The organism is Nostoc sp. PCC 9305 (genome assembly GCF_963920915.1).
Lineage (GTDB): Bacteria > Cyanobacteriota > Cyanobacteriia > Cyanobacteriales > Nostocaceae > Nostoc.
In genome coordinates, this window is record NZ_CAWUDN010000058.1 from 1 (window position 1) to 12,514 (window position 12,514).

At 40.7% G+C, this 12,514-nt stretch carries 11 protein-coding genes and 1 pseudogene; 7 read left to right on the forward strand and 5 right to left on the reverse strand.

Translation table 11 applies throughout. From position 1 onward, the window contains the following. Positions 1–1,085 (reverse strand): FecR domain-containing protein (locus tag ACM0OX_RS21020; protein WP_414516929.1); only part of this gene is annotated, 1,085 nt, incomplete at its 3' end. A gap of 543 nt (positions 1,086–1,628) precedes the next feature. Between ACM0OX_RS21020 and ACM0OX_RS21025 the strand changes: the two are divergent. Continuing rightward, a pseudogene (locus tag ACM0OX_RS21025) lies at positions 1,629–2,042 on the forward strand (hypothetical protein); the annotation flags it as partial. A gap of 82 nt (positions 2,043–2,124) precedes the next feature. Here the strand turns inward: ACM0OX_RS21025 and ACM0OX_RS21030 are convergent. Beyond that, the gene (locus ACM0OX_RS21030; RefSeq protein ID WP_414516930.1) at positions 2,125–2,946 is read right to left on the reverse strand and encodes a sulfurtransferase; all 822 of its coding nucleotides are present in this window, start codon (positions 2,944–2,946) and stop codon (positions 2,125–2,127) included. 27 nt (positions 2,947–2,973) lie between these two features. Here ACM0OX_RS21030 and ACM0OX_RS21035 point away from each other — a divergent pair, with 27 nt between their 5' ends. The 4 genes from ACM0OX_RS21035 (at position 2,974) to ACM0OX_RS21050 (ending at position 7,760) form a co-directional block, all read left to right on the forward strand. Further along, positions 2,974–3,897 carry a tRNA (5-methylaminomethyl-2-thiouridine)(34)-methyltransferase MnmD gene (locus ACM0OX_RS21035; RefSeq protein ID WP_414516931.1) on the forward strand — a complete coding sequence of 308 codons (924 nt, stop codon included), beginning with the start codon at positions 2,974–2,976 and terminating at the stop codon, positions 3,895–3,897. Positions 3,898–4,397: 500 nt separating this feature from the next. Next, on the forward strand, positions 4,398–5,642 hold the full coding sequence (locus tag ACM0OX_RS21040) for an HD domain-containing phosphohydrolase (protein WP_414516932.1): 1,245 nt from the start codon (positions 4,398–4,400) through the stop codon (positions 5,640–5,642). Between the two features lie 200 nt (positions 5,643–5,842). Continuing rightward, complete coding sequence (gene glmU, locus ACM0OX_RS21045) at positions 5,843–7,222, forward strand: bifunctional UDP-N-acetylglucosamine diphosphorylase/glucosamine-1-phosphate N-acetyltransferase GlmU (RefSeq protein ID WP_414516933.1); 1,380 nt, start codon at positions 5,843–5,845, stop codon at positions 7,220–7,222. Between the two features lie 115 nt (positions 7,223–7,337). Continuing rightward, on the forward strand, positions 7,338–7,760 hold the full coding sequence (locus ACM0OX_RS21050; RefSeq protein WP_414516934.1) for a DUF29 family protein: 423 nt from the start codon (positions 7,338–7,340) through the stop codon (positions 7,758–7,760). Here the strand turns inward: ACM0OX_RS21050 and ACM0OX_RS21055 are convergent. Then, positions 7,751–8,704, reverse strand: coding sequence for an isoaspartyl peptidase/L-asparaginase (locus ACM0OX_RS21055; RefSeq protein WP_334840036.1), 954 nt, complete (start codon positions 8,702–8,704; stop codon positions 7,751–7,753). The two genes, ACM0OX_RS21050 and ACM0OX_RS21055, sit on opposite strands and share 10 nt — an antisense overlap. Next, positions 8,704–8,898 (reverse strand): DUF2256 domain-containing protein, encoded by a 195-nt coding sequence (locus tag ACM0OX_RS21060; protein WP_289799005.1) that lies wholly within the window; start codon positions 8,896–8,898, stop codon positions 8,704–8,706. The genes ACM0OX_RS21055 and ACM0OX_RS21060 overlap by 1 nt, the downstream gene beginning before the upstream one ends. Before the next feature lie 970 nt (positions 8,899–9,868). Between ACM0OX_RS21060 and ACM0OX_RS21065 the strand changes: the two genes are divergently transcribed. Both ACM0OX_RS21065 and ACM0OX_RS21070 read left to right on the forward strand, forming a co-directional pair. Then, positions 9,869–10,075, forward strand: coding sequence for a hypothetical protein (locus ACM0OX_RS21065; protein ID WP_414516935.1), 207 nt, complete (start codon positions 9,869–9,871; stop codon positions 10,073–10,075). Positions 10,076–10,181: 106 nt separating this feature from the next. After that, positions 10,182–10,427: a hypothetical protein gene (locus ACM0OX_RS21070; RefSeq protein WP_289799007.1), complete on the forward strand. Its 246-nt coding sequence runs from the start codon at positions 10,182–10,184 to the stop codon at positions 10,425–10,427. A 522-nt stretch (positions 10,428–10,949) separates the two neighbouring features. Here the strand turns inward: ACM0OX_RS21070 and ACM0OX_RS21075 are convergent. Beyond that, positions 10,950–11,807, reverse strand: coding sequence for a PEP-CTERM sorting domain-containing protein (locus ACM0OX_RS21075; protein WP_414516936.1), 858 nt, complete (start codon positions 11,805–11,807; stop codon positions 10,950–10,952). Positions 11,808–12,514: the final 707 nt, after the last annotated feature.

A 12,514-nucleotide genomic window follows, 5' to 3' on the forward strand; every position in this document is an offset into this window, starting at 1 on the left:
GTTACAGGTGTTGGCGTTACAGGTGTTGGATCTGTTGAGGTTACGGGTGTTGGAGTTACGGGTGTTACGGGCGTTACAGGTGTTGGCGTTACAGGTGTTGGATCTGTTGAGGTTACGGGTGTTGGAGTTACGGGTGTTACGGGCGTTACAGGTGTTGGCGTTACAGGTGTTGGATCTGTTGAGGTTACAGGTGTTGGAGTTACAGGTGTTGGAGTTACAGGTGTTGGATCTGTTGAGGTTACGGGTGTTGGATCTGTTGAGGTTACAGGTGTTGGAGTTACGGGCGTTACAGGTGTTGGAGTGATTGGTAATTTATCTGTTAGGCTAGGAGTTAGTTGCACAAAAGAGGGGTTTTCAATTACTCCCTCGCCTTTTATAGGTGGCTGTGCTTTCAAAGCCGCAGTAGTTTCGGCTTGAACACTGGTGATTGCAGGATCAGGTGTAGGCACAGGACTCTGCCTGTTTAAATCAAGCTCCCGAACCAGTTGGCTCGTTTCATAAAAATTTCTGAGATCAAAATCATATAACCTCTGAAATTCGCCTTTAACTATAATCACCATTTGCCCTGCTTCTAACACCTGAGTTTCAGAAGCTTTCTTGTTAGAAACTTCAATGCCGCTATTTGTCAGCGCACCCACAATCGTGGTGTCTGTTTGTTGATCGTAGCGTACAAATAATGCTGAACCACGAATTGCTGCTGCTGCATTTGGTGTTTGTATACGTGTTTGCCCCTTTCCTGGTGGGATGAGCAACAACACAGTCCCATTTGTCAGTTTAAAGTCACGAGTCTTCGGCAAAAATTGAAATAACGCCTGTTCTCCAACTCGTGCCAAAGAGCCATCATTAAAACGCAAATCTGCTAGAGAAGATCGACCAGTTGACAAACCGTCCCCAGGAGTCATTGCATCTAATTTGCGTGCAGGACGTTTCTTCAATTTATCTTTGGGTATCAGTTGTACGATGTTGCGGAGGTTCTGAATCTCTGCTCGCGTTAGAGGAGTTATGGCACTTACCCGATTTGGCAAAGGCAGTACTATAAGTCCCCATAAACCAAGAACCAATAATGGAAACGATTTATAAAACATAGTTTGAGAAATTTTGACCTTCAACTAATATCATAAAAATTAAAGTTTAAGCTAATGCTAATTGTTGTAAGAGTTTTTTAGGGAAATTAGTTTAAATTTTAATTTAGATTTAATGCATTAAATAAAATAATATGCTCATATTTTATTTTTGAAAAAACTCAGTTATTACTTTTTTTCGTGTTGACATTTTCCTCATCTATGCAAGCCAGTTCATGAATCAAATTGGATTACTATAAGTATTGAGTTGATTTAAGTTTTCCTTCAGAGACTGAAATTTTATGGAATAAAGTCTGTGGGAGATTGAAAAGTGAGTATTTGATATAAAAAATTAAACGAGAAGTACCTTACATATAATCCTTTATAATCATTTCAGACAGAGGGTCATTAATTATGGGGGACAATAACTTGCTAAGATTTGTTGTGAAATTATCCACTGGCTGTATTTCACTAAAATTTAAGCAGGAACTTTATCGGAGCATCTCAGTTTAAAAAAATCCGGGAAAAATCCGAAAAGCAGTAATTTTAGTTTGTAGTTTCAGTAGTTTCAAAGCAGGCGATCGCTTTTTAAATGAAAATTCCCTACAACTGTCTTTGGGACGGCGAGATCCCTTAACTTCAAGATTAACCCTAGATAGCTTCTACGAATTGAGTGTAAATTTTGCCGATCCCCAAAGTCGTAATCGGATAATCAATTCCTTTTGGGTGTCTCTGAACTATAACTTGCAAAAGCCTCTCCAGGTTGGTATTGACTACCAAATGAGTTTATCAGACTTTACACAGCGCGATCGAGAAGACGAATTTTATCGGCTATTCGGACACTTAAATTACCGAATATCCGATACCATTTTTATGAATGTCCAAGCTGGAGTAAGTTTAGGTAGTTCAACCGCCGAAAACATTGATTTTGATGGCTGGTTCTTCAGTATTAATTATGGTTTGCAATTAGGTCGGTTTTGAAAAGAGTTAGGAGTTAAGAGTTAGGAGTTAAGAGTTAGGAGTTAAGAGTTAGGAGTTTTAATTCTTAACTTCTAACTCCTAACTATAAATAGGAAATCCAATCACTCCAGCTACCAGCATAAAGTTTACCCTTGCTAATACCAGCTAATTCTAAAGAAAGTAAATTCACACAAGCAGTAACGCCAGAACCACAATATACGAATATTTCTTCAGATGTTTCTAGCTTTTCCCACCGACGGCGTTGTTCTTCTGGAGGGAGTAGGTAGCCGGAAGAGTCTGTAACTTCTTGCCAGGGATAGTTGACTGCACCAGGAATATGTCCGGCAATTTTATCGATTGGCTCTCGTTCGCCTCGGTAGCGATCGCTCTCTCTTGAATCTACTAATACTACCTCGTGGCTGTCTTTCCGGTTTTTCACCGCTGTAATATCTACCACCTTTTCTGTTTGTACTTGAGGGACAAACGTACCCATCCGCGGGGAAGGAATAACATCTGTAACAGAATATCCAGATTTTTGCCATCCAGCCAAGCCGCCATCCAATACTGCTACTTGCTCATGTCCTAGATAGTGCAACAGCCACCATAAACGAGCTGCAAAGGCAAAGCGCGAATCATCATAAGCTACAACTAAACTTTTTTGGTAATTTACCCCGATTGCTGCCAATTTGTTAGCTATATCATTAGGATTAGGTAAAGGATGTCTCCCGCCATGCTTATCCACTGGACTGGAAAGATCCTGATTCAAATCTAAGTAATATGACCCCTCTATATGACTTGTTTGATACTTTTGTCGTCCTAGTTGTGGATCGGCTAAAGAAAAGCGACAATCCACAATAACGACTTGCGGATCTTCTAGATGTTCAAACAGCCAAGCTGGCGAAACAACAAATTGGGGATTGGGCATTAGTCATTATTTAGTTTTTTTTGTAAGATGTCAGGCTTAGAGAATTTTACACCTAAGTTAACAGCAGATGGTTCTTTCACCTTTGTCTCTCAAGAGTTTGGTGAATCCTTTCACAGCCATTATGGAGCTACGCAGGAAAGTTTTTGCAAGTTTGTAGAACCTACTCAACTGGCTACAGCAGCGCAAAAACCAGTCTTGCGACTATTGGATGTTTGTTATGGTCTAGGATATAACACAGCTGCTGCTTTGCAAACAATTTGGGCAGTAAATCCTAGTTGTTGTGTTGAAGTAATCGGTTTAGAACTGAATCCAGCAGTGCCACAAGCGGCGATCGCTCATCAATTGTTCGACAATTGGAACTGTAACTATATTGAAATTTTGAAAAAGCTAGCTTTTGAGCATCAAGTACAAACACCTTGCTTGATAGCGAAGCTACTAATTGGCGATGCTAGAACTACAATCGCCCTAGTACGTCAGTCGGGTTTCTGGGCAGATGCAATTTTCCTCGATCCCTTTTCACCACCACAGTGTCCTCAATTGTGGACTGTTGAATTTATTAAACAGCTGTCATTGTGTTTACATCCAGATGGTGTATTAGCCACCTATTCTTGCGCTGCTGCTGTACGCACAGCACTTTTGTCTGCTGGCTTGGTGATATCTTCTACTCCACCCGTAGGAAGGCGATCGCCTGGTACCATAGCAACACATTCTAAAGATGCTGAGTCTAAAGACCAGTCGCTACTCACTACCCTCTCAGAAGTTGAAAAAGAACACTTGCTAACTCGTGCTGCTATTCCCTATCGCGATCCTCAATTGAGCGATCCAACTGAAGTCATAGTCAGGCGGCGACAACAAGAGCAACAAATATCTTGCCTTGAACCTGCCTCTCATTGGCGAAAAAGGTGGCTATTGGGAACACAAGGCAGGGATTTTATGGGAACTAGTTTGTAGTTTGATTGCAATATCATACAATATGCTACGCCTATGTGCTGCAAGCCTAATTCAACGAGTTTTTACAAGCCAAATAGCTTAACTATATGTTAGTATTCAATATTACATTGTACTTAGCAGTACTGGAGTATTCCTATAACTGAGTAAAAACATTTATATCTAAATGATTACTATAAAGACTTAAAACTCAAAATCCGATATCTTGATATAAAGTGGTCAATTACAACGTTTTCTGACGCCACAAGGCTAAAAAATCTCCGTAAAAAACCTGATTTAACATTTGTGAGAATTTATCATACTGGAATTAGAAGCAAAAAATTTGACAACAAGATACACCTTGTTCGTAACATAAAAGATACATGCTGCAAAAAATCCAGATCGGCAGCCTGACATCATGCATAATCCATATCGAAACTCTGACTCAGATACAGTCGAATCTTAAATTTTTTTTTAAAATCTGACACTGTTAACTAACTTGTGCAAAAACTTGGAGTGCCTTTGTGATTCAATGGAAATCCAACCATACAGGCTTTACAGAAAAAATTGTTAATGGGTCAAACCCTATTAGCACAGTGAAGAGTATCGGTTCAAATCATGCTGTGGAATCGCAAAATGCGGAGGGTTATTCTTTAGGCTTATCTCAAGGAGACTTTATGCTTGAAGATAGGCAAGCAATGTCTTCTTGGATAAAATCTGATGTTAATTGTGATGATGATTCATTGGTCTCTAGAACACTACAAGCCAAAGGTTCTAAAGTGAATGGGTTTGATTTAGATCCGCCGAAGGTTTTAGTCGTTGACGATCATGCCGCCAGCCGGATGACTGCTGTTGCCCTCTTGGGGATGGAAGGATACGAAGTGATTGAGGCGGATAGTGGTTCTATTGTTGTCGGATTGGTAACTCAAAAACAACCAGATTTGATTTTGCTGGATGTAATGATGCCAGGAATGGATGGATTTGAAGTGTGCCAATTGCTTAAACAAGATGAGCAGACTAGGTTAATCCCAGTAATTTTTATTACAGCCTTAAATGACAGGCGATCGCGCATTCGAGGAATTGAAGTTGGGGCAGATGATTTTCTCACCAAACCCTTCGATCGTGTAGAACTAGCGGCGCGTGTAAAGTCCTTGGTGCGGCAGAAGCGTCTGAACGAAGATTTAGACCATGCCGAACAAGTACTGTTTTCCATTGCCATGTCCATTGAAAGCCGCGATCCCAATACAGGCAACCATTGCGAACGTCTAGTAAAACTGGGACAAATTTTTGGTGAATACCTCAACCTCTCACGCTATCAAATTCGAGATTTGATGTGGGGTGGTTATCTCCACGATATCGGTAAGGTAGGTATTCCCGATGCTGTGCTGTTAAAAAAAGGCAAACTCACCCCCGAAGATTGGCAAATTATGCAGCAGCACGTTTTGATTGGAGAAAAAATTTGCCAACCACTACGGAGTATGCGCGGTGTAATTCCGATTATTCGTCATCACCATGAACGTTGGGATGGCTCAGGCTACCCCGATGGACTCAAGGGGGATGATATTCCTTACCTAGCGCAAGTATTTCAGTTAATTGATATTTACGATGCCCTAACCAGCGAACGACCTTACAAAAGAGCTTTTACTTCAGCAGAAGCACTTTTAGTGATGCAAGAAGAAACTGATTCCGGTTGGCGTAACCCCAAATTAATGCAGCAGTTTGCAGAGTTTATTCGCTCTTGTCAGGAAAAAGGTAAGAGTGGGGAATAGGGAGTAATGATTTGTAGCTGCTGTAATGAACGCTAATTGGTATGATAATCTCTGCTTTTGAGGAGTGAAATTATACCGACTCCTGAATTCCGACTCCTTTAATATTTTCAGTCTTCTATAATTAGCTGGTATGATTTGAGCCGAGATTTTAAAGTACCAACAGCATTAATCACAATTTCACTGATAGCTGATAGCTAATTATGGTAGTTGTAGCAATTCTAGCGGCGGGACGCGGCACACGGATGAAATCACGCTTACCCAAGGTTTTACATTCTTTGGGTGGGCGATCGCTAGTAGAGAGAGTTCTCGAAAGTGTAGAACCACTTTCGCCCTCACGGCGAATCGTGATTGTGGGATATCAATCCGAGGAAGTGCAAGCCGCCATGCATTCAATTCCCAGTTTGGAGTTTGTCGAACAGACTGTGCAATTGGGGACAGGTCATGCTATCCAGCAATTACTTCCTCACTTGGAAAATTACAGTGGAGATTTGCTGGTACTTAACGGTGATTTACCGTTAATGCGTAGCGAAACTCTTAAGCAGATGTTACAAACTCATGTCCAAAATCAAAACTCTGCCACTATTCTCACCTCGCATCTACCTGACCCCACAGGCTATGGGCGCGTTTTTTGCAACGATGAAAATATTGTGCAGCAAATTGTCGAACACAAGGATTGTACGGCTGCTCAACGAGAAAATCAGCGGATTAACGCTGGAGTTTACTGCTTTCGCTGGCCAGATTTGGCAAAGGTGCTTCCCCACCTTCAAGCAAACAATGCCCAAAAAGAATACTATCTTACCGATGCTGTGACTCAGGTGGGACAAGTAATGGCAGTGGATGTGGAAGATTACCAAGAAATTCTCGGCATCAACGATCGTTTGCAACTAGCAACAGCATCCGAAATTTTGCAAAAACGAGTCAAGGAAAAATGGATGCTGGCGGGTGTCACCCTCATCGACCCCACAAGCATCACCATTGATGAAACAGTGGAATTACAGCCAGATGTAATTATTGAACCCCAAACTCACCTGCGGGGAAATACGGCGATTCAAACAGGAAGTCACATTGGGCCGGGAAGTTTAATTGAAAATAGTCAGTTAAGTGAAAATGTCACAGTGCAATATTCAGTAGTCATAAATAGCACTGTGCAGGCCGGAAGTCGAATTGGCCCTTATACTCATTTGCGCGGTCAGGTACAGGTGGGTGCTGGTTGCCGTGTGGGGAATTTTGTGGAATTGAAAAATACGCAATTAGGCGATCGCACCAATGCAGCCCATTTGTCATATATAGGTGATACTGTTGTCGGCAATCAGGTAAATATTGGTGCTGGTACAATTACTGCCAACTATGACGGCGTGAAGAAACATCGCACCAAAATAGGCGATCGCACAAAAACTGGCGCCAATAGCGTTTTAGTGGCTCCGCTCACTTTGGGAGATGATGTCTACATTGCAGCTGGTTCTACTGTGACAGAAGATGTGCCTGATGATTCTCTGGTAATTGCCCGTAGTCGTCAGGTGGTGAAACCAGCTTGGCGAAGGAAAAATGTTGAAAATGAAACCACAGATCGACATAAATAATTCATCGGTGTTAATTGCACTCGATTTGTGGTTTTAGACTATAAATCACGATTTTTGCCAGATGTCTAATCTAGCTAGATTAGTAATATAGCCAAAATCTCAACATATAACATGCATGGAAGAATTGCTAGAACTTAGGCAATTTCTAGAACAAGGCAAAATCCATGAGGCGCTACTGTTGGTGGATGAGTTAGAAGAAATGAGCCTCAGTGACAAAATCAATAAAATTGATAGTTATGGTGTGATTCTGCTCATCCATTTAATTAAACAAAAGGCCGAAAAACGTTCTACTCGCTCTTGGGATGTTTTAATAGAAAATACAGTGCGGGAAATCAACAAAATAAACAAGCGCCGCAAATCCAGTGGCTTTTACTTGAATCAAACAGAATTAATCGATATTCTGGAACAAGGATATCAAGTGGCACTGAAACGAGCGGCGCTAGAAGCTTTTGAGGGGCGTTATGAAGCCCAAGAATTGGCCGCAATGGTTGATCGGCAAGAAACTTTAGCTGAAGCCCTGAAACTGATTCAACAATAGCCGATCAGTTCGTTGCCAGTCCATTCCAAGGTGTCACCAACTTTTTCGCCGTCGTGGTAGGCGGCGAGTAAGATTTCGCTAGTTTTCCCCCAAGCGATCGCTCCACTAGCATCTAAGGCGATCGCTCCCAAATCGCGTTTGTTCTCCTGGGCTTCCCCAAAGGATCGCTGCATCGCCTCCTTCAATGACATCCCATCAGTAACACGCACTACAATCCGTGCGGCTAAACACTCATCGATGATATCTTCGCCAATGCCAGTACAGCTAACACCAGCATTACTAGTCGCATAATTACCTGCTGGCATCGCCGAATCACTTACCCTGCCAATCCGCTCAAAGCCCTTCCCACCAGTAGAAGTGCCAGCAGCTAACTTACCAGATGCATCTAAAGCTACTACACCGATAGTTCCGCGTCCGGCATTGCTAGTTTCTAACAGTTCGGGTTCTGCTACCACGCCAGCCATTGTGCTTTTAAAATTATCCTGGCGCTCTTGTATCCACTCTTGTAACCGCAAATCCGTTAAAGCGTTGTAGCTGGGAATTTGCATTTCCCGCGCCAACTCAGCCGAACCGAAATCTGATAGCACTCGATCTGGCGAGCTTTGTAAAAATTGCGCTAAATCAATCGGATTTTTCACCCGCGAGATATTAATCACACCACTAAACCGCCCTGATGCACCATCCATCAGGGAAGCACTCATACGGATTTGTCCATCAGATTGCAATACTGAACCAGTACCAGCATTAAAACGGGGGTTGTCTTCGAGCATTAGGCAACCCTGCACCACTGCCTCTGAGGCAGTTGCTCCTGACAATAGCAGAGAATAAACTTCTTCTATTACTGTATGGAGCGATCGGCGCACCGCCTCTAATCCGCCTTTACCGTGGAGAGAACTACCAGCCCCTCCATGAATAATTAATTTAGGTTGCACCTGTAACTCCATTAATCTCTTGCGCTATTTGCGTCTGTATCGCGGTTGGTTTCATTTTGAGCTTCAGAACGGCGACGACGACAACGTTCTGAGCAATATTTCACATCGTCCCAACAATCTTGCCACTTTTTACGCCATGTGAAAGGACGTTGACATACCGGACAGATTTTTGTAGGTAGGTCAGATTTAGAACGAACACGTCCCATATAAATACTGTGTATATGAGAATTTGATTTCTGAGGGAGATGGAAGATAATTATAACCAGTTTGCTAAGAAGGCAGGATAAATTCGACGAACAAATATATTGTCAATCTATCCTTAGACTTATTTGCAATATTTTTTCTAAAAAGAGAGAGGCTTTGAATCTTACTATCTTTCTCTTTTAAGGACTTGCAAAAAATAAATTATCTCAAATTATTTCTAGATTTATAGGGGCGCAAGGTCTTGCATTGGTGTCAAATTAAGGTTAAAGCCAGTCTAGAAAAAGCTTCTAGGAGATTATCTCGCTCTCTGTCGGAGGCTGGAAACGAGATTTTAAAGGAGTTTTAGCTTAAGTTGACTGATACCAATGAAGGCTATGAAACACCCCTAACCCGTCAAGGGTGTTTCTTTTCCTAAAAGGTGCTGATTTACAAGCGTTTCAAGCAAAAAATCAGGTGAATAAAAATCTGATTGCACAAGAAAATGGTGATGCCTCCGGCAAGGCTTTGCCAACGTACTGAAATTGACTCTTTAAGATAGTAATTTTTCGATTACTAACTTCACCAAATTTATTGGCTATGCTGTTGGCAATATTCATAATAGATCGAATTAAATAGCCCTGAAAGTTAGGGAATGTAAAAGTGTCTAAAGCCATAGTGAAACACTTTTCAAACAATATCTAAATACCAGAAAGTGTCAGTAGCTTGATAATACACAGCAAGATAAATATCTAAATACCAGAGAGTGTCAGTAACTTGATAATACACAGCAAGATACTTTTCAAACAATATCTAAATACCAGAAAGTGTCAGTAACTTGATAATAGAATGTTTTTTACTTGTCGAAAGAAAATTTACGTAAAACTACTATTCATCGAATTCTAATAGTGCTATTCTTTGTATGCTGCTAAAAAACAAGTTGTAGTGGCACGACAACAAACAAGTTTACCTTACTAACTCTTAGGAAAGAAAATCATGATTATCAACGATCTTTCTCATGTAGAAACCGTTCTTGAAAATGAGAATGTTCAAGGTGGAATAGCTTTTGCAGATGCTAATTCAAAAGCATTCGCTTTTGGTAAAAACATCGCTATCACCAGCATTGCCACTAGCACCATTGCTGTCTCCAAGAAATACAGCCTATCTGCTAGTGTTGGTTCATCTAGTTCTTCTGCCGGCTAAATATGCCTTAGCACTACAGTGTGCTACAGTGCATTTTAGATAGAAAAATTGCTGAAAGTTATCAAAACTTTCAGCAATACATTCGTTTTTCAAAGAGAGCTTTTTTATGGAACGATTAAGAATTTCCGATCTCAGTTTTTGTGAAGATGAAGTTTCCGATCTTAGTCAAGTACAAGGGGGATTTGCATCTGCTTACGCACGTGGTTATTCTACTGCTAAGAAGAGCAGTTATAAAATAGACAAATCCGGTATTTCAGCTGAGATTTCAGGTGCTATTGGTGCCGGTATTGCTGCCGCTATTACTGATGGTGATAAGGTTATTGCATCTGTCGATACATCGGCAAAAGTTTAATAAAGCTGGCATAACCAAATTGTAGGAAGCTTTTATGGACATAGCCCATAAAAGTTTGTTAGGAATATTTTTATACCTCTATCTGATACCACATATATGTAGTATAAGACAGTAGGTAAAAGTGACACTTCGGCGTTGCTGAATGACTATGCTTGTTTTTGAGTTCAAAGCTGATGAAAAGTCAGCCCAGATAACAGCAGTAGATAATGCAATTCTGACTGTAAAATTTATTCAAAATAGCTGTATTTGGCTATGAATAAATATTAAAAATACAGCTAAAAAAGATTTGCATAAATTATGGAGTTGATTGTGCTGTATTTGCAGCTAACTTTTCTTTTGCTAATGAACTTAGCTCAATGGCAAGACTTAGCAGTTGAGAACAAGCATAGTCTTCTATCTCTTGGTTTTATGACAACTGTAAAAGGGGTACTCCGGGTTTAAAACGATATCCACAGTTCCAAAAATATTGTGGTTTCCATAAATGCCATTTCCCAGACCTGAACTTCTCTTAGTGCAAACATACTAAACAGACCTTAAATCTTTATTAATCAACAACGCAGCCGAAGAAGCTCTTTTTCGCTTGCGCATTGAGACAGCACCAAACATAGTGCAACTAAACAGCGAACCTAGAATTGTTGAGGGTTCTGGGATAGTATAGACGCTCACCTGATTACTTTTAGATTCTATTAAAGTTAAACGAGTTGACTTATCGAAAGTACGGGAATATTTACCCTTAAAGCTAGTCAAAGCATATTCCTGTGTTCCGCCAAAAGATTTATCAATAGAAGTCTGACTTGAATCAAGAGTTATGTTACTACTCGGTTCAAATACAAAAGCATCATTGTTACCTATCGTTGATAGATTTCCAGAAATCTTGAAAGAGTCCAAAAGATTACCAGTATCGCTGTCGTATAACTGATATAAGAACTCTCCACGAGCATTTGCACGTTCAGTCACTGCATCATCAATGGATGTTTTAAGGTTAAATAAGCCACTGAAATCAAAAGAAAACTCTTTGTCTACTATAAAATCATAACCGATAATCGCAGCGAAGCTTTCCGCCGACCCTGTATAGCCATCACCCTGACCTTGAGCTTGGCTGAAAGACAAATTAGAGGCAGAGTTGTTTGCATCGATATTAAACTTAGCCTCAGCGTTAGCATCAGCAGTTACTTGACCACCTGTGCTAATTGCTGTAGTCACATTATCAGTCAAAGTTCTAACATCTAAAGGACTACTACTAAAGTTATTGATGTTGAATTTTGACTCAGAATAGGCAATGGTAGCAGCTTGGCTCGGTAAGGTTGCAAATATCGAAGTAGCGATCGCTGGAGTAGCTAATGCCAAAAAACGCTTTACGACTGTGGTGTATTTTTTCATACAATTTTTTGGTTTTCTTTTTACGATGTTAAGATTGCAAATTTGTCATGCTTATCTACTGCCTTACTAATGAGTAAGAGCCAAGTTAGACAAGCAGGATGGGTAGCTTGGGAACTTTTCAAGCCATGTTTGTCTTATGCAGAAGAAATCTTCTATTTAAGGACGAATTTTTATTTACCAGTTCTACACCTCTGCATAAGTAATAACCGTATAAGTAATTTAGTTATTACATCTGGGATGCAGTCGATTGATTACATACCCATACTAGTCGTGCATCCACTAGTTTCTTGTAAAGCTTGAGTAAAAAAGAGCGTTTTTTAATTGGAATTTACGTAAGGATTGCGTAGGGAGAAGTTCACAAATTCAGTAGAGAGGAGTTCACATAAGTGATGTTGGTGCCAGAGCATCCTTTGATGAGCAAGCAATTCACTGTAAAATCAAGCAGCGATCGCCTGTACCAATTATCGAAGTTAGGATTGGTATCAATGCGGTTTGCTTAGGGTGCATAGTCTAAAGATCCCCTTTAAAAAGCTAGGTGTACACACAAGCCCTAAAAACCTAGCTTAATAAGATTTTTCTCTTTCTCAGTCCGAAACTGGGAATGCATTCATTGAGCCTATGACTCAATATCTGACTGGAGGCATAAGACATTGCGCCTCTACGTACCCTGCGGGATGCTTACGCGAACGCGCAGTGTCCCGCAGGGT